Origin of the sequence: Mesorhizobium sp. 113-3-3, assembly GCF_016756495.1 — a bacterium.
In the GTDB taxonomy this organism is placed as follows: Bacteria; Pseudomonadota; Alphaproteobacteria; order Rhizobiales; family Rhizobiaceae; genus Mesorhizobium.
Map to the genome: position 1 here is coordinate 1,826,736 of NZ_AP023243.1, position 26,884 is coordinate 1,853,619.

Below are 26,884 nucleotides of genomic sequence, written 5' to 3' on the forward strand. Positions count from 1 at the left end.
TGGCGCCTTCCAAGGTTATTGCAAATTTTTGAGACGCGCGTATCATATTGACATGGATGTCTCACGTCAACGATCCACTGCAAGCGGCGACGCCGAGCATGGAAGCGGCCAGGCCGCCGAGCGCGGGCCGCGGGCGCGCACGAAACGGCTGATGCTGGAGACGGCGACGCGGCTAATGCAGGCGGGGGGCACGCCGTCGGTCAGCGAGGTGGCGGAAGCCGCGGAGGTTTCGCGTGCCACCGCCTATCGCTATTTCCCCAGCCAGGCGGCATTGGTGCAGGCTGTCGTCGACGAAGGGCTCGGACCGATCCTGACCTGGCAATCGACCTCGGCGGATGCCGAGCGCCGGGTCGCGGAGCTGTTCGACACGGCCATGCCGCGCATCGAGGCGTTTGAGGCGACGTTCAAGGCGGCGCTGAAGCTGTCGCTCGATCAGTGGGCGCAACGCCAGGCCGGCACGTTGGGGGGCGAGCCTGCCTTCACGCGCGGTCATCGCATCGATCTGCTGCAGGAAGCGATCGCGCCGCTCAAGGGCCATTTGCCGCCGCGCGATTTCAAGCGCCTGGCGCAGGCGCTGTCGCTGATCTTCGGCGTCGAGGTGCTGATCGTGCTCAAGGATATATGGGGCCTGGACAGCCGCAGGACGCGGTCTGTGGCGCAATGGGCGGCTAGCGCCCTGGTGCGCGCGGCGGTGGCGGAATCGATCGATGAAGGAGGTGGCGACGGTTCAGGGCTGGTCGTTGAGTAGGACCTATCTGGTTCGACCAGATTTGCATGCCGACTACCAATAATATCTCTGACGCGGGGGAGAGTGCAACGCCTACGCGTATCATTGAATAGGAAAAACATTGGAAAACAGGCAGATAAAGCTTGATTTCCGGCGAAATGGCCAGGCTCGCTTCCCAAGAAAGGGCTTGACGTCGGTGCAGAATTGGTAATACCAGATTAGAAAAGAAAAGTGGATCAAAAGTGAGGGCTGCGATCCATTTTCCGGCAGGGCGAGGAGGCCCGAAACCGGAAAGGTGCGATCACGGGAGGAACTACCGGAGCCGGCCCCTTTGCCGGCTCGTATGACAGGGTAGAATGCGCACAAGGGAGGAAATCATTATGCGCAAGTTAGTGACCAGCGTGCTTGCTGGTATCGGCTTAACGCTTGCCTGCGGAACGTCCGTTTACGCGCAGGAAAAGTCACTCACCATCTTCTGGGCGGAATGGGATCCGGCCAATTACCTTCAGGAGCTCGGCAACGAGTACGAGAAGGAAACCGGCGTCAAGATCACGGTCGAGACCACGCCCTGGTCCGACTTCCAGACGAAGGCCTTCACCGAGTTCAACGCCCATGGCGACGCCTATGACCTGGTCGTTGGCGACTCGCAGTGGCTGGGTGCCGGCTCGACCGGTGGTCACTATGTCGACCTGACGGACTTCTTCAAGAAGCACGACCTCGGCAATGTCATGGCGCCGGCGACGGTGAAATACTACGCCGAGTATCCCGGCAACAGCGGCAAGTACTGGGCCATACCGCTCGAAGGCGACGCTGTCGGCTGGTCCTACCGCAAGGACTGGTTCGAGGATCCCAAGGAGAAGGAAGCGTTCAAGGCCAAGTATGGCTACGACCTCGACGTGCCGAAGGATTTCAAGGCGCTGCGCGACATCGCCGAGTTCTTCTATCGGCCGGACCAGAAGCGCTACGGCATCGCCATCTACACCGACAATTCCTATGACGCCATGGCGATGGGCTTCGAGAACGCGCTGTTCTCCTATGGCGGCGAACTGGGTGACTATTCGACCTACAAGGTCGATGGCCACATAAATTCCGACAAGGCTATCGCCGCGCTCGACGCCTACAAGGAACTTTACAAGTTCACGCCTCCGGGCTGGGCCAAATCGTTCTTCGTCGAGGACAACCAGGCGATCACCGAAAACCTGGCGGCGATGAGCATGAACTTCTTCGCGTTCTTCCCCTCGCTGATCAACGAGGCGTCGAACCCGAACGCCAAGAACACCGGCTTCTTCGCCAACCCTCCGGGCCCGAACGGCGACCAGTTCGCCGCTCTCGGCGGTCAGGGCATTTCCGTCATCTCTTACTCGAAGAAGCAGGAAGAGGCGATGAAGTTCCTTGAATGGTTCATCAAGGACGAGACCCAGAAGAAGTGGGCGGCGCTTGGTGGCTATACCTGCAGCGCGGCGGTGCTCAAATCGCCGGAATTCCAGAGCGCCACGCCTTACAACAAGGCCTTCTATGAGACCATGTTCAAGGTTAAGGATTTCTGGGCCGTGCCGGAATACGCCGAACTGCTGCAGCAGCTCAACCAGCGCGTCTATCCCTACATGATCGGCGGCGAAGGCACCGCCAAGCAGACGCTGGACGCTCTGGCCGCCGACTGGAACGCGACGTTCAAGAAGTACGGCCGCGTTCAGTAACAACCATGCATCACGGAGGGGGCGTTTGTGCCTCCTCCGTTTCTTTTTCTGCAAACGGGAGCAGGGGTCTTGGCGACCACGATGATCACAACACTGGAGAGGTCCTCGCGGGCGGCCGCGCGCGGCCTGAGCGACATTTCGATCCGCAACCTTTTCATTATTCCGACGGTCCTGTTCCTGATCGTCTTCAACATCTTTCCGCTGATCTATTCGCTTGGCTATTCCTTCACCGACTTCCGCGCCTCGACCAACGCGCCGGCGAATTTCGTCGGGCTGCAGAACTATCGCGACCTGCTCAACGATCCCTATGTCTGGTCCAATTTCGCCATCACCGCGAAATACGTCATCATCTCCGTCGCCGGCCAGCTGCTTGTCGGCTTCGGCGTGGCGATGCTGCTCAACCGGGACATTCCGCTCAAGGGCCTTATCACCACGCTCCTGCTGCTGCCGATGATGCTGTCGATGGCTGTCGTCGGCTTGTTCTGGAAGCTGCTCTACGACCCGTCCTGGGGCGTCATCAACTATGCGCTCGGGCTCGGCAATTTCGAGTGGCTGGCCGATCCCAAGATGGCGCGCTACGCCGTCGCGCTGACCGACATCTGGATGTGGTCGCCCTTCGTCATGCTGTTGTCGCTGGCCGGTCTCTCGGCGGTGCCGAAACATCTCTACGAGGCCGCCGCGATCGACCGCGCCGGACCGTTCTACACCTTCTTCCGCATCACGCTGCCGCTGGTGGCGCCGATCCTGATGATCGCGGTCATCTTCCGCACCATGGAAGCGTTCAAGACCTTCGACCTCGCCTACATCCTGACCAGCCAGCCGACGGCCGAGCTGATTTCGATCCGGCTCTACAAGATGGCGTTCCAGGAATGGCAGACCGGGCGGTCCTGCGCGATGGCCTATATCGTGCTGATCATGGTGCTGGCGATCACCAACATCTACGTCAAATATCTCAACAAGGTGAAGGAGCGCTGAGATGGCCGCCGTCCGCACTTCTTCCGAAATCGGCTTCAACCGCGTCGCCATCGTCGCCGTGCTGTTGGTGACCATCATCTTCCTCGCCCCGATCTACTGGATCGCCTCGACGGCGTTCAAGCCGCGCAATCTGGCCACCACCATCCCGCCGACGGTCGTCTTCCAGCCGGAAATTTCACCTTTCGTGAAGTTGTTCACCAAGCGCTCGCAATTGCGCAGCCCGCCGACGCCGGAAGAATACGCGGCGGCGCCGTGGTGGGAGCGCGTCGTTTTCGACGGCGGCGAGAAGATCGTGCGCGATGGCAAAGGCCAGGTGCAGTGGTCGGGCTATCCGAGCCGCTTCCTGAACTCGCTGATCATCGCCATCACCTCGACGGTGCTGGCGGTCGGCATGGGCACGTTCACCGCCTATGGCTTCTCGCGCTTCAAGGTGAAGGGGGAGGCGGACCTTCTCTTCTTCATCCTGTCGACGCGCATGCTGCCGCCGGTGGTGGTGGCGATCCCGATGTTCCTGATGTACCGCGCTGTCGGCCTCAACGACACCCATGTCGGCCTGATCATCCTCTACACCGCCTTCAACCTGTCCTTCTCGGTGTGGCTGATGAAGGGTTTCATGGACGAAATCCCGAAGGAGTATGAGGAAGCGGCGCTCGTCGACGGCTATACGCGCATGGAAGCCTTCTTCAAGATCGTGCTGCCGGAGGCCGCCACCGGCATCGCCGCCACCGCCGTGTTCTGCTTCATCACCGCGTGGAACGAATATGCCTTCGCGCTGATCATGACCAATCGCCGCGCCCAGACAGCGCCGCCCTTCATCCCCAGCCAGGTCGGTTCCGGCCTGCCCGACTGGACGGTGATCGCCGCCGGAACCTTCCTGTTCCTGCTGCCGGTCGCGATCTTCACCTTCCTGCTCCGCAATCATCTGTTGCGCGGCATGTCCTTCGGAGCGATCCGCAAATGAGCTTTCGTGCCATCAATCAGAAATATCTGGAGCCCGGTTCGCAAGTGCTCATGGTGCTCGGCATCGTGGCGCTCTGCCAGCCCTGGAACATGGTGCTGCACACATATGGCCTGACCATCATCCTGATCGGGCTGATCGGCTTCAACATCACCTCGAAGATCGCGCCTGAGGAGGAGGCCGGCACCGGCCATGCCGCGCGGAATCCGGGAGCACAGCATTGACCCAGATCGAGCTTCGCGGCGTCCAGAAATTCTTCGGCGCCGTCCAGGTCATCAAGGACCTCAACCTCAAAATATCGGACAATGAGTTCATCGTGCTGCTCGGCCAGTCAGGCTGCGGCAAGACGACGACGTTGCGCGCGATCGCCGGGCTGGAAACGATCGACGAGGGCGACATCCTCATCGACGGCAAACCGGTCCAGCATCTGAAGGCGGCCGACCGCGACATTGCCATGGTGTTCCAGTCGTTCTCGCTCTACCCGCATATGAGCGTCTACGAGAACATCGCCTTCCCCTTGCGCGCCACGCGCAAGAGCAAGGCGGAGATCGACAGCGAGGTGCGCTCGGTCGCCAAGACGCTGCAGATAACGGATCTGCTCGGCAAGAAGCCGTCGGCGCTGTCGGGCGGCGACATGCAGCGCGTCGCCATCGGCCGGGCGCTGGTGCGGCGGCCAAAGGCGATGCTGATGGACGAGCCGATCGGCGCGCTCGATGCCAAGCTGCGCGAGGAGATGCGCGCCGAGATCAAGCGGTTGCATATCAAGCAAGGCTCGACCACCATCTATGTCACGCACGACCAGATCGAGGCGATGAGCCTAGCGGACCGCATCGTCATCATGCATGAAGGCGTGCTGCAGCAGGTCGGCTCACCGGACGAGGTCTATTCGCGCCCGGCCAATCTGTTCGTGGCGCAATTCGTCGGCAGCCCGGTGATGAATGTCGCCGACGCGGCGGTGGCCGAGAAAGCCTCGTCCGCATCGGTGACCGTCGGCGACGCGACCACCGGCTTCGAGTTTCCGCGCGCGCTGCTGTCGAAACTCAACGGTCATGCCGGCGGCCAGCTGGCGCTCGGTATCCGGCCGGAAGGCGTGCTCATTCGCCGTGAGGCGGCGGAGGGGTTCATGGCTGTCGAGACGCAGATCGTCGAACCGCTGGGCTCCTTCGACATCGTCGACCTGAAAGTCGGCTCCAAGATGCTGCGGGCTCGCACCAAGAGCGGCTTCATCTCGGGTCCCGGCGAGAAGGTCTTTGCCCGGATCGATCCCACCCAGGCGCATTTCTTCGACAAGGCAAGCGGCAAGTCGCTTGAGGTGAGGCTCTGATGGCCCATATCCAGCTCAAGAACATCTCCAAGAGTTTCGGCAACCACACTGCATTGACCGGGCTCGATCTCGACATCGCCGATGGCGAGTTCTTCGTGCTCCTGGGCGAGACGGGCGCCGGCAAGACGACGACGCTGCGGCTGATCGCCGGTCTCGAGAAACCCAGTGAAGGCCAGGTCCTGATCGACGGCGTCGATGTCGCCGACTGGGGCGCGGCCGAGCGCGACGTGGCGCTGGTGCTGCAGCAGTACTCGCTCTATCCGCGCTACACGGTGCGCGAAAATCTCGAATTCCCGCTGAAGCCGAAGATCCGCAGGCTGCCCGATGCAGAGATCAAGGATCGCGTCGACCGCGCCGCACGTACGCTGCGCATCGAGCATCTGCTCGACCGCAAGACCGACCGCCTCTCAGGCGGCGAGATGCAGCGCGTCTCGATCGGCCGGGCGATCGTGCGCAAGCCACGCGTGTTCCTGATGGACGAGCCGCTGTCGGCGCTCGACGCCAAGCTGCGCGAGGCGCTGCGCACGGAACTGAAGAACCTGCAGATACAGCTCGGCGCCACCTTCCTGTTCGTCACCCACGACCAGATCGAGGCGATGTCGATGGGCGACAAGGTCGGCGTCTTGAACCACGGCCGCATCGTGCAGACCGGCACGCCGCACGAGATCTACAACAATCCGCGCGACACCTATGTGGCGAGCTTCGTCGGCTCGCCGCCGATGAACCTCATCGACGGCAAGCTGGTGGACGGCCGCGCGGTGATGGCGCCGCTGAATTTCGAACTGCCTTTTTCTGGGGGAGCCAAGGCGAGTGGCGCGACCGACGGTCGCCCGCTCGTCTTCGGCATCCGTCCCGAAGACGTTTATCTCGAGAGCGGCGCGCCGGTCGAAGCACGCGTCCATGATGTCGAGAACCATGGCGTCGAAAAGATCCTGACGCTGCGTGTCGGCGACACGACGCTGCGCGCCACGGTGCCGGCAAGGACCGATGTCGCCATCGAGCAGCCGGTGCGCTTTGCCTGGAACCAGGACAAGGTGGTGCTGTTCGACAAGGGCAGCGGTGTCAGCTTGCGGCACGCCAGTTAGGGCGGTTCACCGTTTCACGGAAACGGCGAACCGCTCCAGAGCGTCGGGCTATTTCGCGAAATAGGTCTCGTAGGGCGTGTCGTTGATCAGCAAGATCACGCACTCCGTTTCGGACAGGCAAGCGTCGTCATGCATCTCATTGGCCTTCTGGGTCCAGTAGGATCCCGGAGGCAATTCGACCTTGGTCGCCTCGCCGCCTTGCATCTGCCAATGCGCCCACAGCCCCTTTATGACCACTGCGCGATAGTCGGCGGTGTGCGCGTGAACAGGAGCGCGCCAGTTGCCTGGGACTTTCAGCAGCGTTCCTGCAGGGCCCTTGGCCCTTTCGCCCCACAAAGGTCCAAGGCGGTGCGGCTGATCCGGCACTTCGGCGACGTAGGGGATCTTGTCGGCCGGCAGATAGCTGTCTTCGAGGGCGAAGGCCTGGCCGCAGACCATGAGCATGACGGCGAGCGTCAGGACCTTCAGATGATTTGGCATGGCTTTTCTCCCTTGATCGGCCCGCTCCTCGCTGGCAACGGCAAGCTATTGCATGCAGCCGGCCCGGCAATGACACCGCGTCCGGAAGACTTGGCAATTCATCCAGAATCCAGCACGGCAAGCTCCGTGCGGCTCAGCGTTCCTCTGAGATGCAGTCGACGGTGCGAAAATGGCTGGGAGCCATGCCGACGATCCGCTTGAATGCCCGGCTGAACGAAGCCTCGGACTCGTAGCCCAGCCGGGCTGCCACCACGGACACCCGCATTCGGTCTTCGATCAGCCACTGTCGCGCCTGGTGCATGCGCAGCCGGGCGACATATCTCGCCGGTGTCTCGCCGACGATCGCCGTGAACCGTTCGGCGAAGGCCGAGCGTGAGGCACCCATTTCGCGGGCGAGGGCGTCGACGGTCCAGTTCCGCTCGGGCTGGCGATGAATGGCCGCCAGCACGCGGCCGATGTCGCGATCCCTGATCGCCGCTGTCCAGCCGGTGGTGCCGCCGGCGTTCTCCACCCATGAGCGGATAATGCTTGCGGCCAATACGTCGGCCAGCCGCGCCAGCATGCCGCCCGAGCCGGCGCGATTGCCGGTCACTTCGCTGGCCATGGCTTCCAGAAGGTGCGGAATGCCCGGCTCGTCCGCCATCAAGTCCCGGGCGCGCATCATGTCCGGCATCATGGCGAGCACGGGATGCGATCCACCCAGATTGAAGTGCATGCTACCGCAAAACAGCAGGGTTTTCGCACCCTGGCCGCCGTTCGAGACGGCGTAGACATTGTCCTGCAAAGGCTCGACGCTGTAGCTTTCGATCGGCACGGCAGGAATGCCAGGCGCGCTGGCAAGGATGTGTTCGGCGCCGCGCGGCAACAGCAGCGCGTCGCCGGCTTTCAGCTCCAGCCATTGCCGGGATGGCGAAAACAGCCAGCAACCGAGCCGGCCGATGAAATGGAACCGTGCCGCCTCCTGGGCCGGAAAGAACACCGCCCACGGCTCGCCAAGGTCGCAGCGGCCATAATCGACGCCGTCAAGCCGCAAACCTCGCAGCATGTCGGTCAGCGGGCCGCCGGAAGCCGACGAGACACCCTCGGATGATGTGAGATCCATACCCGGATTCTAGCGTGCAATCGGCCGCCAGTCACGGCCAAGCCGCGTTACCCGGCCCGGCGGATGTCGGCCTGTTCCTCGGCGCGCAGATGGCTGGGCGCCGATCCGATGACGCGCTTGAAGGCACGGCTGAAGGCGGCGTCCGATTCATAGCCGAGGCGGGCGGCAACGACCGAGATCTTCATCCGGTCGCGGACCAGCCATTGCCGCGCCTGATGCATTCTGACCTGCGTGACATATCTTGCCGGCGTTTCGCCGACGATGGTGGCGAAGCGCTCGGCAAAGCCCGAGCGCGAGGCACCCATCATCCGGGCCAGCGACTCGACCGTCCAGTCATGGTCGGGTTCGAGATGGATTGCGGCCAGCACGCGGCCGATGTCGCGATCCCTGACCGCGGCGATCCAGCCGGAGGAATCGCCGCAGCCACGCTCGACCCATGAGCGGATGACGGTGGCGGCAAGCACGTCAGCCAGCCGCGCCAGGATGCCGCCGGAGCCGACGCGCTCCATCGTCACTTCGCGCGCCATGGCCTCTAGGAGATGCGGAATGCCCGGCTCGTAGGCTTCCAGCTCATGCGAGCGCATCACGTCCGGCATCATGCCGAGCAGCGGATGCAGGCCATCGAGGTTGAAGTACATCGCGGCGCAGAACAGCAGCGTTCCCGGCTGGCAATTCTTGTCGCACATCTCGGCGTTCGACGTGCAATAGACGTCCTTGCAGACTTCCTCGAGCTCATAGCCATGGATCGGCCAGGCCTTCGCACCGGGTTCGCTGGCCAGCACATGGGCCTCGCCGCGCGGCAAGAGCACCGCGTCGCCGGCATTGAGCTCAACCCATTCGCCGGAGGGCTGCTTCAGCCAGCAGCCCCTGCGGCCGATGAAGTGAAACCGCGCCCCTGGCTGAGCCGGAAACTGGATGCCCCAAGGCTCTTTCATCTCGCAGCGGCCATACTCGACGCCATCGAGACGCAGACCGCGCAATATGTCCGTCAGCGGGTCACCCGTGATCGGAATTTTGGACGAATAGTTAGGCATAATGGATTTTCTAGCATGGAAACTCCAAGCGGTCACTCCCTATGTTGCACTGCAGCCAAATGTTGCGCCGCAAACAAATCGCAGACCGGCCCATAGCCAAGCCCTGACGGCAAGGCATGGAACGGGTGGAGCCTCGGGCGGTCATTCCCTATGTGGCGCTGCAAATAGATCGGAGACTGACAATGGCCGAACCCGTAACTGATGTCATCGACGCCGCACTTCTGAACCCCGCAGACAACGATGAACGAACAGAACCGGCGTGGGGCGCGGTGGTTTCACTGGCGCTTGGCGTTTTCGGTCTTGTCACCGCCGAATTCCTGCCCGCCAGCCTGCTGACGCCGATGGCGCGCGATCTCGGCGTCACCGAAGGTGTCGCGGGGCAGGCGGTGACCGCAACCGCCATCGTCGGTGCCATTGCCGCACCCACCATGGCCATCATCACGCGGCGCATGGACCGCAGGCTGGTGATGTGGATGCTGACCTCGTTCCTCATCCTGTCCAACCTTCTCGCCACCTTTGCCGCGTCGCTGCCCATGCTTCTTTTGGCCCGCGTCGTGCTCGGCGTGGCGCTGGGCGGTTTCTGGGCAATGTCGGCGGCCATGGCGCTGCGGCTGGTGCCGATGCGGCTGATGCCGCGCGCCATGTCGATCATCCTGACCGGCGTTTCGCTGGCCACGGTCACCGCCGCCCCGGTCGGCGCCTATGTCGGCGACATCTGGGGCTGGCGCACGGCGTTCATGATCGCGACCATCGTCGGCGCCCTGGCGCTGCTGGTGCAATTGGCCACCATTCCGAAGCTGCCGCCAATGGGTGTCGCGAGCTTCCGCACCTTGCTCGAGGTGCTGGAGCGGCCGTCGATCCGTGTGGCCCTGCTGGTCGTGCTGCTGGTCGCGTCGGGGCATTTTGCCGGCTTCACCTATGTGCGCCCCTTCCTCGAAAAAGTGCCGGTGCTCGACATCGAGACGATCTCGCTGGTGCTGCTGGCCTATGGCATAGGCGGTTTCTTCGGCAACATCGCCGGCGGCTTCCTGGCCGAACGCAACCTCAAGATAGCCGTGGCGCTGGCACCCCTGCTGATCGCCCTGGCGGCCGCCTCGATGCTGATCCTTGGCGCCTCGCCGATGATCGCCGCGGCTGCCGTCGCCGCCTGGGGCTTTGCCTTCGGCGCGGTGCCGGTCGGGCTGCAGAGCTGGCTGGTGCGGGCAGCGCCTGACCAGGCCGAAAGCGCCGGCGGACTGATGGTCGCGACCTTCCAGGTGGCGATTGCGCTGGGCGCCGTCTTCGGCGGCCTGCTGGTCGACCATGCCGGCGTGGCCAGCGCCTTCGCCTATTGCGGCATCGCAACGCTGCTGGCGGCCATCGTGGTGTTCCTGCGCGGCCCGAAGCAGGCCGAATAGTGGTTCATCACCAACCTATCCAGCGGCTCGGGAACCGTCATGGTTTTCGGGCCGCTGTCTTGTGATGGCGGCAACGAAGCGGTTGAGACTGTCCTCGACATAGGCAGCCACTTCGATCGTCGGATTGAAACTCCACCACAGCAACGATCCCTGCCAATGCGACGCCATCAGCGGGCCGATATCCGGCGGGCCGGGCGTTGCCGCAAAGCAAGCCGCGAGTGCATTGCACAGCGCTGTCTTCCAGGCCGCACCGCGGGCCCTGAGCAAGGGGTCGCGCAGGTCCTCGCGCAGGACGAGCAGGCCCTCGGCGTAGGATTCGATGCCGCCATAGCCTTGCGACAGCGCCACCAGCAATTCGATCGCGCCGGCTGGCGTTTTGGGAACGGCGGCCGCCAACGTGCTGGTCTTGTCGTCGAGACCGTCCCAGGCATGCAACAAGGTGCGCTGCTTCAACCGCGCCTTGTTCCCAAAGCGCTGCACCAGGGTGGCACCGGCGAGGCCGCAAGCTTTGGCCAGGCGCTCGAAGGTGAGCGCTTCCGGGCCGTGCTCGTGGATCAATCGCAATGCGGCTTCCAGCACCTGCTCGTCGGATTGGGTTTTGGGCCGGGTCATCTTGACATCCTGATATAACCGAATGATCATTTATATATGATGCGAGCGGCGCAAGCCAGCTCGGGTTTCATCGATGGTGCCGTTCTTGGGAGAGTTCAATGATTTTGCAAGGAAAAGTTGCCCTGGTCGCCGGCGGCACACGCGGTGCCGGACGCGGCATAGCGGTCGAACTCGGTGCCGCCGGCGTGACGGTCTATGTCACCGGGCGGAGCACGCGTGCCCAGCAATCCGAATATGCGCGGCCCGAAACAATCGAGGAGACGGCGGAACTGGTCACGGCGAACGGCGGCAAGGGCATCGCCGTACAGGTCGATCACCTCGTGGCCGGCGATGTACGCGGGTTGGTCGAGCGCATCCGCACTGAGCAGGGCCGCCTCGACATACTGGTCAACGACATCTGGGGCGGTGAAAAGCTGTTCGAATGGGACAAGCCGGTCTGGGACCACAATCTGGACAATGGCTTGCGCATGCTGCGTCTGGCCATCGACACCCATCTGATCACCGCCCACCATGCACTGCCCCTCATGATCGAGCGGCCCGGCGGGCTGCTGGTGGAAGTCACCGACGGCACGGCCGAATACAATGCCGAGCACTACCGGCTGTCGCCCTTCTACGACCTTGCCAAGGTCGCGGTTAACCGCATGGCCTGGGCCCACGCCAAGGACCTTGCGAAACACGGGGCCACGTCGGTCTCCTTGACGCCCGGCTGGCTGCGGTCGGAGATGATGCTGGAGGCCTTCGGGGTGCGCGAGGAGAATTGGCGCGATGCAACGGCCACGGTGCCGCATTTCATCATTTCGGAGACGCCGCGCTTTGTCGGCCGTGCCGTTGCCGCTTTGGCCGCGGATCCGGATCGTTCGCGCTGGAACGGGCAGTCGCTATCCAGCGGCGGGCTGGCGCAGGTCTATGGCTTTACCGATCTCGACGGCTCGCGGCCCGATGCCTGGCGCTATGTGCCGGAGGTCCAGGACGCCGGCAAACCCGCCGATGCAACGGGTTACCGGTAGACAATCGCTTCAGGCTGAACGCCCGTCGAAATCGAAGATCGACAGAGTGGACGGGTCGATATCGGCGACGCAATTGAGGTTGATGTAGGCGCTGCGCTCTTCGCCTTCGCGGACGTCCTCAGCGAAAGGGTGGATGCCGCAGGTGCGGCAGAAACGGTGCGCCATGGCGTGATTGCCGAACGTATAGGTTCCCAGATCATCGCCCCAGGCCAGGACCGTCAGGTCTTTATGCGGGATGGCACACAAGAGCGCGCCCTTGCGCGAACAGATCGAACAATTGCACCGCACGGCGCCCGTCAGTTCCGCCTTGAACTGGAAGGCGACCTTGCCGCAGTGGCAGCTGCCTTTGTACAGCATCAGTATCTTCCTATCGCTGGCAGGTGCAACGCTGCCCGGGTTATCCCCTCCGCAAGCCCAAGCGGCCGCGTTAAGTCATTGTTTTTTCGCAATTCCGAATGGAAAACCGCTACACACTTTTCCTGGAATTGCTTTAAAGACGTTGCATCCTGGCGGAGTCCGACATCGACATGCAATCCATCCGCGACCATCTCGAAATCATCCTGTCACGTCTTGCCAATCGTGCGGCCGACGAGAAGGTCTTCACCAAGCTCTATGCCGAGGCTGCGCGGGCCGCGGCTGACGCCAGCGACGCCCGCGCCCGAGCCAGCGTCACGCTGGGACCACTCGACGGCACAATCGTTTCGATCAAGGATCTGTTCGATGTCGCCGGCGAGGCGACCACGGCCGGCTCGCTGATGCGCAGGACCGCAGCACCCGCGCTGCGCGACGCCGCCATCGTCAGCCGGCTTCGGCAAGCCGGCGCGGTCATCATCGGCAAGACCAATATGACCGAGTTCGCCTTCACCGCGATCGGCGACAACATGCATTACGGCACGCCGGGCAATGCGGTCGACGCCAGCCGTATCCCCGGCGGTTCGTCCTCGGGCGCCGGCGTTTCCGTCGGCGAGGGGACGAGCGACATCTCGATCGGGTCCGACACTGGCGGGTCGATCCGCATTCCGGCGGCGCTCAATGGTGTCGTCGGCTTCAAGCCCACGGCGCGGCGCGTGCCGCTGACCGGCGCCTACCCATTGTCCGCGACGCTGGATTCGATCGGGCCGCTGGGTCTGAGCGTTGCGGCGTGTGCGGTTGCCGATGCCGTCATGGCCGGCGAAGAACCGCCGCCGCTGCATCTGCCGCTCCCGCTTGACGGGCTTCGTGTCGGTGTCCCGCGCGGCCTTCTTTTCGAAGACACCGAAAGCGACGTCGGCGTGGCCTTCGATCGCAGCCTTGCCGGGATCGAGCGGAAAGGGGCGCGGTTGGTGGACATATCGATCGACGACTTCATTGCCGACATGCGCGCGGCCACCAAGCGTGGCTCGATCGCTGCCATGGAAGGCGCCGAGATCCATGCCGACTGGCTGGCGACCGGGGCATCTGTGCCGGTCGACCCGCATGTCAGCGGGCCTTTGTCGCGGGCGGCGATGCTGCCGGCGCCGGCCTATATCAGGGCCTTGCGCCGCCGCGGGGCGCTCGTCGCCGCCATGGACGAACGGCTGACAGCGGTTGATGTGCTGGCGCTGCCGACCACGCCGGTGACGGCGCCGACCATTGGTTCGATGGCCGAGGATGCCGAACTGCGCGATCGCGTGGAAGGCCTGCTGCTGCGCAACACGCAGGTCGCCAACCAGTTCGATCTCTGCGCGATCTCGCTGCCGATGCCTGATATGGCGCTGCCGGCCGGACTGATGCTGGTGGCGCGCAATGGCCGTGACCGGAATCTGCTGCGGATTGCCGCCGAGGTGGAGAGGCTGCTGGTCGGCTGATCGGCGATTGGCGGATCAGGGCGACGAACAGTGCTCGCGTTCGCTGTCCCTGGCAGTGCGCACGATGCGAGTCGCGACCAGCCAGGGCAGACTGTAATCCTTGCCGGTGATGCTCTCGGTACGCTGCTCGATCGAGCCTCTGACGACAATTTTCCCGCTGTACAGCACGTCGGACTGATCCACTATCGCCTTGTCGGCCTGCGGCAGCCCGCTGGCGTCGATCGACACACCCTTGATGATCTTGCCGGTGGCAAGATCGAGCGCGCTGTTTGACGGGCAGGGCGCCTTGAAGCAGCGCAGCCCATTGTCGCAATAGACATAGCTGCTTTCGGCCGCGGCGAATGCCGGCAATGTGCAGATGGACGAGGCTGCGGCAATCAAAAATGCGAGGCGAAGACCGGACATGTCCGCACCGTCGCGGAGAATTGGGGCGAAACCGCGATTGCTATAGGTCGAGCGGAAACCGCCGCCGATAGTGATCGACCACTTCTGGATTGCGCAGATTGACCGGCAGCTTGCCGGCCAGCACCAGCAGGGCCTCGCCCGCCGCGCCGACGCCCATGCGCATCATCGATTCCTCGGTAATCCCCGCCATATGCGGGGTGATGATGACATTGTCGAAGCCGAAATAGGGATGATTGGACGGCAGCGGCTGCGTCGAGAACACGTCGAGTGCGGCGCCGCCGATGCGGCCTTCTCGCAAGGCCGCGATCAGGGCGTCGTCGTCAACGACCGGTCCTCGCGAAACGTTGATCAAGAGCGCATTCGGCTTCATGCGGGCGATGCGCTCACGGCTGATCAGGCCGCGCGTCTCCGGCGTCAGGGGACAGCACAGCACGATGATGTCACTCTGCTCGACCAGCGCATCGATCGAAAGGAAGCCGACCTTTTCGGGCGCCGGCTGCATGCTGCGCGTCGTTGCCACCACCTTCAGGTCGAAACCGTGCGCGGCGATATGGCCGACGGCCTGGCCGACCGCGCCGAGGCCGACAATGCCGATGGTCTTGCCGGCAAGCTCGATGTTGGCGTTGGCATGCTCGCGTCCGGCGAGCCAGCCTTTGGCGCGCAGGTCGCGGTCGACCCTGCGGAATTGCCGCAGCAGCGAAAGTGCGGTGAACATCACGTGTTCCGCCACCGAACGGGCATTGACCGCCGGCACGTTGGCCACCAGCACGCCGGCCGCGGTCGCCGCCTCCATCGGGATCATGTCGAGCCCGGCGCCGTGACGGATTGCCGCCCTCAGCTTCCAGGCGCCCTCGAACAGCGCCGGCGGCAGGGGTGCGCGCACGATGACGATGTCGGCGTCCTTGGCCTCCCCGGCCAAGGTGGCAGGATCGAGCGCCGATGCGATGACAAGCTGGCCGGCGCCGGCGAGCTTGGCCGAGGCGCGCGGGTGCAGCGAATGGGTCGACAGAATCTTGGGCACGGTCTGGGCCACGCTCAGGCCTTTTCGAGCGCGGGGCTTGGCGGCGCAGCCGCATTGCCGCCCTCGATCAGGCCCTTCCAGTAGCTCTCCGCCCCTTGCAGATGGGCGCTCATCAGCGCCTGGGCGAGATTGCCGTCGCGGCGCAGCAGCGCCTCGTAGATTTGCACGTGCTCGGCATGCGAACGCACGCTGCGTTCGGGGTCGTTGAAGTAGATCGGCAGGCGCTGTTCGCCCATCAGATAGTAGACGCTGCAGATGTTGTGGAAGACGCTGTTCTTGGTGGCGCGCACGATCTCCAGGTGGAATTCGCGGTCTTCCTTGGCCAGACCTTCGCCCGCGGCGATGCGATCCTCGGAAGCCTTGAGGATCTCGCGCAGCCGCTCGAAGTTTTCCTCGGTGGCGCGCGAGCAGGCAAGCTCGGCGGCCTTGATCTCGTGGATCTTACGCAGCTCGACCGTCTCGTAGATCTGCAAGGGATCGAGCGGCAAGCCGGCGCGCGCGAACAGCGCCAGCGCCTCGACGCTCGCCTGCTTGGTGTCGATGTAGATGCCGGACTTGGCGCGCCGTTCGACGATGCGCATGGCCTCCAGGATGGCCAGCGCCTCGCGGATCTGGCCGCGGCTGACGGCGAAATGCTCCGCCAGCTCACGTTCGGACGGGGTGCGGCCGCTCTCCTTGTCCGAGTGGGAGAACAGATAGGCTGCGAGTTCCGCGAGAAGGTTCTTTTCTTTCATCGTCAATTGCGTTGCGCGTGCGCCTCCAGGAATCGCTCAGAAACCGTGAAACCCAACCCCGGCTTTTCCGGGATCGCTACCATACCGTCCTGTGCTTCGACAGTCTCTTCGATCAAATCGTGGATCATCGGGTTGGCGCCGAGCGAATATTCGACGGTGAAACTCGATGGCGAGGCGGCGCATACATGCAAGCCAGCGAAGAAGCAGGGCGCGCCGGCCCACAGATGCGGCGCAAAGCGTAGATTGAAGGCGCTGGCGATGGTGCCGATCTTCATCGCCTCGCTGATGCCGCCGCAAAAGGCGGGATCGGGCTGGAAGATGTCGGCGGCCTTGAGCACGGCGAGGTCGCGGAAGGCATAGCGCGTCGCCTCGCTTTCGCCGGTGGCGATCGGCACGGCGCCGGAGGCGCGCACTTCCGCCATGCCCGGCTTGTCGTCGGCGATCACCGGTTCCTCGAACCAGGCGAGGTCGAGGTCGTTGACGAGGTGGATGAAGCGCTTGGCCTCCGCCACCGTATAGGTGCCGTGCGCGTCGACCATCAGCTCGACATCGGGGCCGAGCGCCTGGCGCGCGGCACGCACACGGGCCGCCGAGATGTGCGCCGCGCCATCCATGGCGCCGACCCGCATTTTCAGCGCCTTGAAGCCGCCCCGGGCGATGTAGGATTTCAATTGCTCGCCGATCGCATCGGCGGCGGCCCATCCGCCCGAGGCATAGGCCTGCATGCGGTCGATCTTGCGGCCGCCGAGCAGCCGCCAGACCGGCTGGCCGAGCGATTTGCCGAGGATATCCCAAAGCGCGATGTCGACGGCGCTGATGGCGGCGATGCTCATGCCCCGGCGCGCCAGTTGCGGCATGGCGTGGCCGGCGCGCGCGGCGCTGTCATGGCGCACGCCATTGTAGAGCATCTCCCAGATGATGCCGATATCGGCCGGATCACGGCCGATCAACTGCGGCCCGACCTCATGGTTCAGCATGTGGACGAGGGCGCCGTAGCTGCCGGCGCTGCCGGCTGCGTTCTTGCCTTCGCCCCAGCCGACCAGCCCGTCATCGGTTTCGATGCGCAGGATGGCGGCGTCGAAGGTCGTTACCTGGCCGAAGTCGCTGCGGTGCTGCCGAGCGGCTTCGATCGGGATGCGGACCCACCAGGCTTGGACGGTCTTGATGCGCATGTCTTTCCCCAGCCCTGCCGCCGGTCAGGGCGAAAGGGCAAATTTCCCAACGGTCGTCGACTACTTGATCAGCGGCAGCAGCGTTTCGGCGGTGATGCGCATCTGGTCGGTGTAGAATTTCTCGGTCAGCACGCTGGAGCCGTGGTCCTGGATGAACTTCAGCTGCTCAGGCGAGATGTCGACCGGATGGCGCTCGACCATGTCGGGATAGGGCGCCGCCGGGGTGCGGTCGACCGGGGCGACGAACTCGTTGGTCAGCGCGCCGTCGTAGCCCACCTCCTTCAAGGTGGCGACGATCCTCGGCCAGTCGATCTGGCCAAGGCCGGCGGCGAAGCGGTTGTTGTCGGCGACATGGAAGTCGAACAGGCGCTTTCCGACCTGACGGATGGCGTCATGGACGTTAAATTCCTCCATATGGATGTGATAGGCGTCAAGGCAGACGCCGCATTCGGGGCTGACCGCATCGGCCAGCGCCAGCGCCTGGGCGCCGCGGTTGAACAGATAGGTCTCGAAGCGGTTGAGCGGCTCGACGGCGATCTTGACGCCGACCTTCTTGGCATGGGTGAAGCATTCGCGGGTCGCGTCGACCACCCACTTCCACTCCTCTTCCTCGGTGCCGTCAGGCACCACCTTGCCGACGGTGGCGGGCACCAGCGTGATGATCTCGCCATCCAACTCGCTGACCATGGTCAGCACGTCCTTGACGTACTGAACGGAGCGCTCGCGCTGGCCCTGGTTCTTGGCGGCCAGGTTGCGTTCGCCCAGCATCAAGGTCACAGCGCCCCAGCAACGAATGCCATGCTCCTTCAACAGCGCCCGCGTCTCCTTGGTCTTGTACTGCTCGGGTTCGCCAGAAATCTCGATCGACTCATAGCCGAACTTCTTGATGCGCTTGAGCGTCGTCTCCAGCGGTTCCGCCCGCATCCAGTTGTGCGTCGAAAGATGCATGGTCTGTCCTTCCCAAATTCGTCCGTATCGTTTGCCTTCGACATGCGTCGCCGAAAGACGGCGCAAGGGTTCCTCCCCAAGGCATCCCCAGCCTTTTTCCTACAAACTGGTTCGACCAATTGGCCCTGAAGTGAGGTCTACAGCAAATTGCCTGGAACGGCAAGAAGTGCGGAAGCGCAACTTTCCGTGCGAATTATTCCGTTGATTATATTGTGATATATGCCGATCCTTCGAGCCTGCGGAGGGATTGGCCGACGCATTGTCAGGCTTGACCAAATTCCCGTATTTGGTAATACCAGAATGGCAGTGCCTGCAAAGCGCCCGATGCGAAAGACCAAAATGGCTGGCCCTGCTTCCAATCGGCGCTATGCTTGGTCGCGACACAATGAGGGAGGATGCCGATGCCGACGACAATGAAGGGCCCTGGACTGTTTTTGGCGCAGTTCGCGGGTGACGCAGCGCCGTTCAATTCGCTGGCCGCGATCACCAAATGGGCCGCCGGTCTCGGCTATAAGGGCGTGCAGATCCCGACCTGGGACGCGCGCCTGTTCGACCTCGAGAAGGCAGCCTCTTCCAAGGCCTATTGCGACGAGGTGAAGGGCATCTGTGCCGATGCCGGCGTCGAGATCACCGAATTGTCGACGCATCTGCAGGGGCAGTTGGTGGCGGTGCACCCTGCGTATGACGCCCAGATGGATGGCTTCGCGCCGGCCTCGGTCCACAACAATCCGAAAGCGCGGCAGAAATGGGCGGTCGAGCAGATGAAGTTCGGCGCCAAGGCATCGCGCAATCTCGGGCTGAATGCTTCGGTGTCGTTCACGGGCTCGCTGGCTTTCCCTTACCTCTATCCCTTCCCGCAGCGGCCGGCCGGACTGATCGAGGAGGCCTTTGGCGAACTCGGCAAACGCTGGAAGCCGATCCTCGATGTCTATGAGGACAATGGCGTCGATGTCGGCTACGAAATTCACCCCTCTGAAGACGTTTTCGACGGCGCCACCTTCGAGATGTTCCTCGACGCGGTCGGCGGCCACAAGCGCTGCAACATCAACTACGACCCGTCGCACTTCCTGCTGCAGCAGCTCGACTATCTCGAATTCATCGACATCTACCACGAGCGCATCAAGGCCTTCCACGTCAAGGACGCCGAGTTCAACCCGACCGGCCGGCAAGGCGTCTATTCCGGCTATCAGAGCTGGACCAACCGCGCCGGCCGCTTCCGCTCGCTCGGCGACGGGCAGGTGGATTTCGGCGGCATCTTCTCCAAACTGACACAGTACAATTACGATTCCTGGGCGGTGCTGGAATGGGAGTGTTGCCTGAAGCACCCCGAGGACGGCGCGGCCGAAGGGGCGCCTTTCATCCAGCATCACATTATCCGCGTGACGGAAAGGGCGTTCGACGATTTTGCCAGCGGCACCACGGACAAGAAACTGCTGCGCGCGATGATGGGAATTTGACACGACTTTCCTCCTGCGCGAGGGGAGGAGCATCCAAGACACGAGGGAGAAAACATGGTCGGCGCATCGAAGTCGGAAACGGGAGGCGGCCCGATCCGCTATGGCATGGTCGGCGGCGGGCAGGGCGCCTTCATCGGCGCGGTGCACCGCATCGCGGCGCGCCTGGACAATGAGTTCGTGCTGGTGGCCGGCGCCCTGTCGGCGAACCCGGAGCGCGCCAAGGCTTCGGCCGCCGAACTCGGGCTCGATCCGGACCGCAGCTACGCCTCCTATGCCGAGATGGCCAAGGCCGAGGCCAAGCGCCCCGACGGCATCGAGGCGGTGGCCATCGTCACGCCCAACAATGTCCACGTGCCGGCTGCCAAGGCCTTCCTCGAGGCCGGCATCCATGTGATCTGCGACAAACCGCTGGCAACGACACTGGCCGAGGCGAAAAAGCTCGCCGCGGTCGTCGAGAAGACCGGCAAGGTGTTCGTGCTGACCCACAATTACACCGCCTATCCGATGGTGCGTCAGGCACGCGAAATGGTGGCCAAGGGCGTGCTCGGCGACATCCGCATCGTGCAGTCGGAATATCCGCAGGACTGGCTGACCGAGGATCTCGCCGCCACCGGCCAGAAGCAGGCCTCATGGCGCGGCGATCCCAAGCAGGCGGGCGCCGGCGGTGCGCTGGGCGACATCGGCACCCATGCTTACAATCTCGCTCGCTTCGTCTCCGGGCTGGAACTGGATTCCCTGTCGGCCGATCTCGATGCCTTCGTGCCGGGGCGGCTGCTCGACGACAATGTCAACGTCATGCTGCGCTTCAAGCCCACCGGCAAGACGCATCCAGCCAAGGGCATGATCTGGGCCAGCCAGGTGGCGCCGGGCCATGAGAACGGGCTGAAGCTGCGCATCTATGGCTCGAAGGGTGGGCTGGAATGGGTGCAGGCTGATCCGAACTATCTCTGGTACACGCCGTTCGGCCAACCCAAGCAGCTGATCACCCGCAACGGCGCCGGGGCGCTGCCTGTGGCGGGCCGTGTCAGCCGCGTGCCGTCAGGCCACCCCGAGGGCTATCTCGAAGGCTTCGCCAACATCTACCAGGAGGCGGCGCGCGCCATCCGCGCGGCGCGCAGGAAGGGTGGCAAGCCGGCAAAGGACGTCGTCTTCCCGACCATCCAGGATGGCGTCGAAGGCATGGCCTTCATCGAAGCCTGCGTGAAATCGTCGAAGAAGAATGGGGCGTGGACGAAGCTTTAGTCGCCCCTTCAACCGGATTGCCAGTCGAATTGTGAAGGGCAATTCGGGGCAATCCGACCTCTCCCCGAGGGGAGAGGAGGTGCCGGCGCCAACGCTAAATCTCTTCTCCCCTTGGGGAGAAGGTGGCCGCGGAGCGGCCGGATGAGGGGGAGTTTGCGCGAAGCTGGTGGGACAGCCAACACGCGCCATCAAATGGGGGAGGGGCGTCGATGAAAATCGGCATGTGCATGTTCTTGTGGACGACCAGCGTCTCGAAAAAACACGAGCCGCTGCTTCGCGACATCAAGGCGACGGGCTTCGACGGTGTCGAGATACCGATTTTCGCCGGGACGCCGGACGATTACAAAAAACTCGGCGACCTGCTCGATCGCATCGGGCTGGAGCGCACCGCGGTCTCGGCGATGGGCGATCCCTCGATGAACCTGATCTCGCCGGATGCCGCGACCCGCAAGGCCGGTATCGCCTACATGAAATGGGCTGTCGATTGCGCAGATGCGCTCGGCGCCAGGACGCTCAGCGGGCCGCTGCATTCGACGCTCGGCGCCTTTTCCGGCAGCGGGCCGACGCCCGCCGAGAAGAACCGTTCCGTCGCCTCGCAGCGCGCCATCGGCGACCATGCCGGCAAGCGGAATGTGACCATCGGGCTGGAGGCTCTGAACCGCTTCGAATGTTATCTTTTCAACACGATGGCGGACCTATCGGAGCACATCGATGCCGTCGGCCGACCACACATCAAGGCGATGTACGACACCTTTCACGCCAACATCGAGGAGGCCGATCCGATCGGTGCCTATACGAAGCACCGCAGGAATGTCGTGCACATCCACATATCGGAGAACGATCGCGGCGTGCCGGGGCGCGGCAACATCCCGTGGAAAGAGACGTTCGCGGCGATCCGCAAGAGCGGCTATGACGATTGGCTGACCATTGAGTCCTTCGGACGTTCGCTTAAGGACCTGGCGGCGGCGACAAAGGTGTGGCGCGATTTCGCGGAGACGCCGGAGGCGGTTTATCGCGAGGGGTATAAGCATATCAGGAACGGCTGGAAGAAGGCCGCTTAGGGCATGTCGATATTCGGGTGAGGCCGGCCTGCAAATGAAGGGTTCCTGCGCTTCCGGTGCTCACGTACCCAAAAGTACGCTCCGCTCTCGCAACCCCGCATTTTCGACTCGGCCCGACCCGAATCTCAACATGCCCTGAGACGCTGAAATCGCTACCCCTGCTCGGCCTGGATCCTGTTGTAGTCGTGGATCGTCCGGCTCAGCCGGCGGCGCAGGAAGTTCGAGATGTTGTCGAAGATGAAGACGACCAGCAGGATCAACAGCACCATGTAGAAGACGTTGGCCCAGTTGGAATTGGTGCGCATCGCTTCCCACAATTTCAGGCCGATGCCGCCGGCGCCGACGGCGCCGATGATGGTGGCGCCGCGTGTGTTGGATTCCCACTGGTAGAGCGTCTGGCTGATGAAGACCGGAATGACTTCCGGCATCACGCCGTAGCGCTGCACCAGAAGGCCGTTGGCGCCGGTCGACAGCACACCTTCGCGCGGCTTGTCGTCGATGTTCTCCAGCGCCTCGGAGTACGTTTTGCCGAGTGTGCCGATCTCGGTGAAGAAGATCGCGGCACTGCCCGCCAGCGGACCGGGGCCGAAGGCACGGGTGAAGAACAGCGCCCAGATCAGCATGTCGACCGAGCGCATGAAATCGAAGAAGCGTTTCAGGACCTGGCTGAGCACGCCGCTCGGCGTGATGTTGCGGGCGGCGAAGAAGGCGAGCGGGAAGGCGACGATGCCGCCGAGCAGCGTGCCCAGGAACGCCATGACGATGGTCTGCAGCAGCTTTGTCCAGACGTCGCCGTGCTGCCACTGGGCGTTGTTCCAGATGTTGTCGCCGGCCAGCGCCAGGTTCGACGTGCCCGGCTTCAACTCGGGCCCGGACACGATCAGCGAGATCACCTCTCCGGCTGGTTTGCCGAAGAAGGGCGAACGTGTGTCGAAGACGAAATTCGCCCAGCCGAGGAAGCGCTTGCGAACCTTGACGCGGTCGACGGTGACGCGCACCTCGCCGACGAAGCCCATCTTGGCGACCACTTCGTCGTCATGCGCGGTGATCCAGTCCGGCACCGGACCCGTGATCACAGGCTTGCCGCTGGTCAGCGCGACAGGCACGGTCTCACCGTTGGCCGTAAGCGTTGCCTGCGCCTTGTCGAAGGTAACGGATTTCGCCGGGCCATCGATCAGCACGGTGAAGGTACCGTCCGGCTTCTTGATCACCCAGTCGGGGTTGGGGTTCTCGCCAAGCGCGGAAAAGCGCGGGTATTTTGGCGTGATCTCAGGCTGGTCGAGGCGGAATTCCGGTTGCAGGTCGTAGCTGATCCATTGTGTCAGGAACAGCGGCAGACGCTCCCAGTGCGATTCCCGCAGCACCTGCGGCAGGCTGAAGAACCACAGCACATAGATGAGGTAGGTCAGGATGCCGAGGAACAGGAAGAGCGGGGCGAAGCGCTTGTACAGAGGCCGCCGGAACACCTGCGGATAGCGCTCCTCGATCGACAGTATCTCCTCGGCGGTCATGGTCGCCATGGTTCACGCTCCCATCATAAAGGCCTGTTCGCCGACCAGCTTGCGGCGCAGCCAGGCGGAGAACTGGTCGATGATGAAGATGGTCGTGAACAAGAGCAGCACCAGCGCCAGTGTCTTGGCGCCGAAGCCGCGCGAGATGGAGAGCTTCAACTCCTCGCCGATGCCACCGCCCCCGACGGCGCCGATGATGGTCGAGGCGCGGACATTGATCTCGACGCGCAGCAGCGTGTAGGACATGAAATTGGGCAGCACCTGCGGCAGGTCCGCGAAGCGCACGCGCTCGAACCAGTTGGCTCCGACCGCCCGCAGGCCTTCCTCTGCGCGCATGTCGATGTTCTCGTTGATCTCGTAGAACAGCTTGCCGAGCGCGCCGATCGAATGCAGGCCGATGGCGATGATGGCGGCGATCGGGCCGATGGAGACGATGGCCGCGAACAAGCCGGCAATGACGATCTCGGGGAAGGCCCGCAGGAGTTCCATGAGGCGCTTGACGATGAGCCTGAGCGCCGGGTGGGGCGTCAGGTTGCGCGCGGCGATGAAAGAAAAGGGCACCGCGAAGACGAAGCCGATGAAGGTCGAGACCAGCGCAACGTTCACCGTGGTCAGCATCAGCTCGAAATATTCGGGGATGTAAAAACCACCCCAGACATAAACGCGCCCGAGCGGGAAGTTGTATTCCTGGGTGCCGGTGTCATGCGGCGAGGCAATGTCGAACAGCGCCCGCCAGACGTCGTTCCAGTCCTTGGGGACCAGCCAGCTCAGGAAATCCAGAATATGCGGCAGCCGGTCGAAGAAGTGCCCGGCATTGGCTTCGTCGGCGAACCACATGCTGGCGAACATCGCGGCCAGCAGCAGGCCGACGCCGAGCACGGTATAGAACCGGCGCAGCGACGTCTGGCGTCGCCAGGCATCGGCCATCGGGTGGGTGGCGCCGGAGGCGGCTGTCAATGAGGGGGCTGTCACGGAAAGGGTCATGATCGGAGATGCAAAAAGGGCGGTGTTTCTTGAACACCGCCCTTTCCGATTTCGCCGTTAGCCGCCGATGGCTGCCTTACGGGCTTCGACGATGACGTTGTAGAAGTCCGGCTTCACCGGAACGTAGCCGGTGAAATCGCCACCTTCCACGCCCTCGAAGCAAGCCTTGTCCTTCTTCGGCAGATCGGTGAAGAAGGCGGCGAGTTTGGCGGTCATCTCGTCGCCCAGCGCGGTGCGCACGACCAGCGGGCCGTTCGGGATCAGGCCCGAGCGCCAGACTTCGACGAAGTCGTTCGGGTCCGCGGCGCCCTTGGCGACGACCTTGTGGAAGGAGCCGGAGGTGAAGCCGTTCTTGAAGTCGCCGATGCCGGAGGAATCGTCGACTGCGACATCGACCTTGCCGTCGCGCACGGCCAGGATGTTGTTCTCATGGCCGCCATTGAACTGGGTCGAGGCGAAGAAGGTTTCGTTCGAGGCGCCGGTTTCCTTCGGAATCTGGGTCAGCGGGATCAGGTAGCCCGAGGTCGAATCCGGATCGGCATAGCCGAGCTTCTTGCCCTTGGCCGACTTGATGTCGGTGATGCCCGAGGTCTTCAGTGCCAGGCCGATCGAATAGTAACCGGTGGAACCGTCGGTCTGCTTGGTGGTGAGGATCGGGGTCACCGCCTTGGGATCCTTGAGATAGACGCTGGCATAGCCGGAGGCGCCGAGTTCGGCGAAGTCGAGCGTGCCGCCGAGCAGGCCCTGGATAACGCCGTCATAGTCGGCCGCGGGGAACAGCGAGACCTTCTCGAAGCCGAATTCGGTCTTCAGATGGTCGGCAAGGCACTGGTAGTTGCGCAGCCGGTCGGTCTCGTTTTCACCGCCCAGAATGCCGACGCGGAATTCCTTCAGATCGGCGGCGTGGGCCATGCTGGTCGCCATGGCGAGCACCGAAACGGCGCTGAAAACCATCTTCCTGAACATTTGATGTCTCTCCTGTAAGTTCCGGCCCCGCGCCGGCAGCGTTCTTGATTTTGACAGGTGCCCTTGACGCGGGCTGGCGATCCCAACTGCTCTCAGTAACCCGGGAATGCGGGTTCGAGCGGTCCGGCGGATGCTGCGATCTTCTGCTTGAAGGCAACGCTGGTGGAGGTAATGGCCTCCGATATCTCCGCGCCATTGCTGTCGGCGCCGTAGACGAGGCGCACCGCCTCACGGTTGAGCTCTTCGGGCGGGCCGTCGAAGACGACCTTGCCGGCGGCCATGCCGATGATGCGGCTGCAATAGGCGCGCGCGGTGTCGAGCGTGTGCAGATTGGTGACGACGGTGATGCCCTCGCGCAGATTGATGTCCTGCAGCGAATCCATCACCACCTTGGCGTTGAGCGGGTCGAGCGAGGCGATCGGCTCGTCGGCGAGGATCACCTTGGGCTGCTGCATCAAAGCGCGGGCGATGGCGACGCGCTGCTGCTGTCCGCCGGAAAGGGTGCCGGCGGGCTGAAGTGCCGTGCGGGCTATGTCGAGCCGCTCGAGCGCTGCGACCGCCTCGGCGCATTCGGCGCGCGAGAACATGCCGAGAAGGTTGGACAGTGTCGAACGGTGGTTCAATTTGCCGAGCAGCACGTTGGTCAGCACGTCGAGGCGCGGCACCAGGTTGAACTGCTGGAAGATCATGGCGCAGTCGCGCTGCCATCGCCGCAGCGGCGAGCCGCGCAGCTGGGAGACCTCGGCGCCGTCAAAAAAAATCGACCCTTGGCTGGGGTCGACAAGACGGTTGATCATGCGAAGAAGGGTCGATTTGCCAGCGCCCGAACGGCCGATGACGCCAACCATCTGACCCTGCGGGATCGAGATGTTGACGTCGCTGACGGCGGTGTTCTTGCCAAATCGTCGGCTGACGCCGCGGATTTCGAGTGTGGCAGAGCTTGCTGACATGAGCAGGTTCCAGTCCCGACCTTGTTGATCGTCAGGCACTCGCCTAGCGCAGCCACATGAACCTGCCGTGTCGCCAGCATGTCAGTTTTGTTACGCTCCACAGGCGCGGTGAGTGAAGCGCGTCGCGCTGAAACGAATTCATGCGACGCGCTTCAGGTCTTTGTTCTTGTGCATGTCGTTCTCCCAAAACCGAGGTCACTTTCGGGCGA

At 63.4% G+C, this 26,884-nt stretch carries 27 protein-coding genes; 13 read left to right on the forward strand and 14 right to left on the reverse strand.

From position 1 onward, the window contains the following. Window positions 1-52: 52 nt before the first annotated feature. The 7 genes from JG746_RS08860 (at window position 53) to JG746_RS08890 (ending at window position 6,766) form a co-directional block, all read left to right on the forward strand. Window positions 53-748 (forward strand): TetR/AcrR family transcriptional regulator, encoded by a 696-nt coding sequence (locus JG746_RS08860; protein WP_202357788.1) that lies wholly within the window; start codon window positions 53-55, stop codon window positions 746-748. 359 nt (window positions 749-1,107) lie between these two features. Further along, window positions 1,108-2,424: an ABC transporter substrate-binding protein gene (locus JG746_RS08865; RefSeq protein ID WP_202357789.1), complete on the forward strand. Its 1,317-nt coding sequence runs from the start codon at window positions 1,108-1,110 to the stop codon at window positions 2,422-2,424. A gap of 69 nt (window positions 2,425-2,493) precedes the next feature. Next, window positions 2,494-3,399, forward strand: a complete 906-nt coding sequence (locus JG746_RS08870; protein ID WP_202357790.1) for a carbohydrate ABC transporter permease — start codon at window positions 2,494-2,496, stop codon at window positions 3,397-3,399. A gap of 1 nt (window position 3,400) precedes the next feature. Continuing rightward, window positions 3,401-4,360 carry a carbohydrate ABC transporter permease gene (locus JG746_RS08875; RefSeq protein ID WP_013892904.1) on the forward strand — a complete coding sequence of 320 codons (960 nt, stop codon included), beginning with the start codon at window positions 3,401-3,403 and terminating at the stop codon, window positions 4,358-4,360. After that, window positions 4,357-4,581 (forward strand): hypothetical protein, encoded by a 225-nt coding sequence (locus JG746_RS08880; RefSeq protein ID WP_140890314.1) that lies wholly within the window; start codon window positions 4,357-4,359, stop codon window positions 4,579-4,581. The genes JG746_RS08875 and JG746_RS08880 overlap by 4 nt, the downstream gene beginning before the upstream one ends. Continuing rightward, a complete protein-coding gene (locus JG746_RS08885) occupies window positions 4,578-5,681 on the forward strand; it encodes an ABC transporter ATP-binding protein (RefSeq protein WP_202357791.1) in 1,104 nt (367 codons plus the stop codon). Before JG746_RS08880 ends, JG746_RS08885 begins: the two co-directional genes overlap by 4 nt. Further along, window positions 5,681-6,766 carry an ABC transporter ATP-binding protein gene (locus tag JG746_RS08890; protein WP_202357792.1) on the forward strand — a complete coding sequence of 362 codons (1,086 nt, stop codon included), beginning with the start codon at window positions 5,681-5,683 and terminating at the stop codon, window positions 6,764-6,766. The genes JG746_RS08885 and JG746_RS08890 overlap by 1 nt, the downstream gene beginning before the upstream one ends. A gap of 48 nt (window positions 6,767-6,814) precedes the next feature. On the opposite strand, the gene JG746_RS08895 is transcribed toward JG746_RS08890, so the two are convergent. From JG746_RS08895 to JG746_RS08905, 3 genes are all read right to left on the reverse strand, one after another. Continuing rightward, window positions 6,815-7,246, reverse strand: coding sequence for a DUF4437 domain-containing protein (locus JG746_RS08895; RefSeq protein ID WP_202357793.1), 432 nt, complete (start codon window positions 7,244-7,246; stop codon window positions 6,815-6,817). Window positions 7,247-7,379: 133 nt separating this feature from the next. Continuing rightward, entirely contained in the window at window positions 7,380-8,348 is a 969-nt protein-coding gene (locus tag JG746_RS08900; RefSeq protein WP_202357794.1) for an AraC family transcriptional regulator, read from the reverse strand. 47 nt (window positions 8,349-8,395) lie between these two features. Next, window positions 8,396-9,382: an AraC family transcriptional regulator gene (locus JG746_RS08905; protein ID WP_202357795.1), complete on the reverse strand. Its 987-nt coding sequence runs from the start codon at window positions 9,380-9,382 to the stop codon at window positions 8,396-8,398. Between the two features lie 182 nt (window positions 9,383-9,564). Here JG746_RS08905 and JG746_RS08910 point away from each other — a divergent pair, with 182 nt between their 5' ends. Continuing rightward, the gene (locus JG746_RS08910; protein WP_202357796.1) at window positions 9,565-10,779 is read left to right on the forward strand and encodes an MFS transporter; all 1,215 of its coding nucleotides are present in this window, start codon (window positions 9,565-9,567) and stop codon (window positions 10,777-10,779) included. Between the two features lie 15 nt (window positions 10,780-10,794). Here JG746_RS08910 and JG746_RS08915 read toward each other — a convergent pair whose 3' ends face one another. Further along, window positions 10,795-11,391 (reverse strand): TetR/AcrR family transcriptional regulator, encoded by a 597-nt coding sequence (locus JG746_RS08915; RefSeq protein WP_244730715.1) that lies wholly within the window; start codon window positions 11,389-11,391, stop codon window positions 10,795-10,797. 98 nt (window positions 11,392-11,489) lie between these two features. On the opposite strand from JG746_RS08915, the gene JG746_RS08920 reads away from it, so the two are divergent. Continuing rightward, entirely contained in the window at window positions 11,490-12,398 is a 909-nt protein-coding gene (locus JG746_RS08920; RefSeq protein WP_202357798.1) for an SDR family oxidoreductase, read from the forward strand. 9 nt (window positions 12,399-12,407) lie between these two features. Here JG746_RS08920 and JG746_RS08925 read toward each other — a convergent pair whose 3' ends face one another. Further along, window positions 12,408-12,755 (reverse strand): GFA family protein, encoded by a 348-nt coding sequence (locus JG746_RS08925; protein WP_202357799.1) that lies wholly within the window; start codon window positions 12,753-12,755, stop codon window positions 12,408-12,410. A gap of 170 nt (window positions 12,756-12,925) precedes the next feature. On the opposite strand from JG746_RS08925, the gene JG746_RS08930 reads away from it, so the two are divergent. Beyond that, entirely contained in the window at window positions 12,926-14,224 is a 1,299-nt protein-coding gene (locus tag JG746_RS08930) for an amidase (protein WP_202357800.1), read from the forward strand. A 15-nt stretch (window positions 14,225-14,239) separates the two neighbouring features. Here the strand turns inward: JG746_RS08930 and JG746_RS08935 are convergent, their stop codons facing one another. Genes JG746_RS08935 through JG746_RS08955 form a run of 5 tightly spaced genes read right to left on the reverse strand, consistent with a single transcriptional unit; the run spans window position 14,240 to window position 18,504 of the window. Continuing rightward, window positions 14,240-14,629 (reverse strand): hypothetical protein, encoded by a 390-nt coding sequence (locus JG746_RS08935; protein ID WP_202357801.1) that lies wholly within the window; start codon window positions 14,627-14,629, stop codon window positions 14,240-14,242. 40 nt (window positions 14,630-14,669) lie between these two features. Next, complete coding sequence (locus tag JG746_RS08940) at window positions 14,670-15,662, reverse strand: hydroxyacid dehydrogenase (protein ID WP_446721193.1); 993 nt, start codon at window positions 15,660-15,662, stop codon at window positions 14,670-14,672. A gap of 2 nt (window positions 15,663-15,664) precedes the next feature. Then, the gene (locus JG746_RS08945) at window positions 15,665-16,384 is read right to left on the reverse strand and encodes a FadR/GntR family transcriptional regulator (RefSeq protein ID WP_202357802.1); all 720 of its coding nucleotides are present in this window, start codon (window positions 16,382-16,384) and stop codon (window positions 15,665-15,667) included. A gap of 2 nt (window positions 16,385-16,386) precedes the next feature. Next, entirely contained in the window at window positions 16,387-17,556 is a 1,170-nt protein-coding gene (locus tag JG746_RS08950) for a mandelate racemase/muconate lactonizing enzyme family protein (RefSeq protein WP_202357803.1), read from the reverse strand. 60 nt (window positions 17,557-17,616) lie between these two features. After that, window positions 17,617-18,504 (reverse strand): sugar phosphate isomerase/epimerase family protein, encoded by an 888-nt coding sequence (locus JG746_RS08955; protein ID WP_150832139.1) that lies wholly within the window; start codon window positions 18,502-18,504, stop codon window positions 17,617-17,619. 401 nt (window positions 18,505-18,905) lie between these two features. On the opposite strand from JG746_RS08955, the gene JG746_RS08960 reads away from it, so the two are divergent. From JG746_RS08960 to JG746_RS08970, 3 genes are all read left to right on the forward strand, one after another. Next, window positions 18,906-19,961: a sugar phosphate isomerase/epimerase family protein gene (locus tag JG746_RS08960; RefSeq protein ID WP_202357804.1), complete on the forward strand. Its 1,056-nt coding sequence runs from the start codon at window positions 18,906-18,908 to the stop codon at window positions 19,959-19,961. Between the two features lie 54 nt (window positions 19,962-20,015). Continuing rightward, window positions 20,016-21,203, forward strand: coding sequence for a Gfo/Idh/MocA family protein (locus JG746_RS08965; protein WP_202357805.1), 1,188 nt, complete (start codon window positions 20,016-20,018; stop codon window positions 21,201-21,203). 209 nt (window positions 21,204-21,412) lie between these two features. Beyond that, the gene (locus JG746_RS08970; protein WP_096450366.1) at window positions 21,413-22,264 is read left to right on the forward strand and encodes a sugar phosphate isomerase/epimerase family protein; all 852 of its coding nucleotides are present in this window, start codon (window positions 21,413-21,415) and stop codon (window positions 22,262-22,264) included. A gap of 152 nt (window positions 22,265-22,416) precedes the next feature. Here the strand turns inward: JG746_RS08970 and phnE (JG746_RS08975) are convergent, their stop codons facing one another. The 4 genes from phnE (JG746_RS08975) to phnC all read right to left on the reverse strand — a co-directional run bounded on the left by phnE (JG746_RS08975) (window position 22,417) and on the right by phnC (window position 26,675). After that, window positions 22,417-23,784 carry a phosphonate ABC transporter, permease protein PhnE gene (gene phnE / locus JG746_RS08975; protein WP_202357806.1) on the reverse strand — a complete coding sequence of 456 codons (1,368 nt, stop codon included), beginning with the start codon at window positions 23,782-23,784 and terminating at the stop codon, window positions 22,417-22,419. A 3-nt stretch (window positions 23,785-23,787) separates the two neighbouring features. Continuing rightward, the gene (gene phnE / locus JG746_RS08980) at window positions 23,788-24,759 is read right to left on the reverse strand and encodes a phosphonate ABC transporter, permease protein PhnE (RefSeq protein ID WP_202357807.1); all 972 of its coding nucleotides are present in this window, start codon (window positions 24,757-24,759) and stop codon (window positions 23,788-23,790) included. Between the two features lie 57 nt (window positions 24,760-24,816). Next, window positions 24,817-25,725, reverse strand: a complete 909-nt coding sequence (gene phnD, locus JG746_RS08985) for a phosphonate ABC transporter substrate-binding protein (RefSeq protein WP_202357808.1) — start codon at window positions 25,723-25,725, stop codon at window positions 24,817-24,819. Between the two features lie 92 nt (window positions 25,726-25,817). After that, entirely contained in the window at window positions 25,818-26,675 is an 858-nt protein-coding gene (gene phnC / locus JG746_RS08990; RefSeq protein WP_202357809.1) for a phosphonate ABC transporter ATP-binding protein, read from the reverse strand. Window positions 26,676-26,884: the final 209 nt, after the last annotated feature.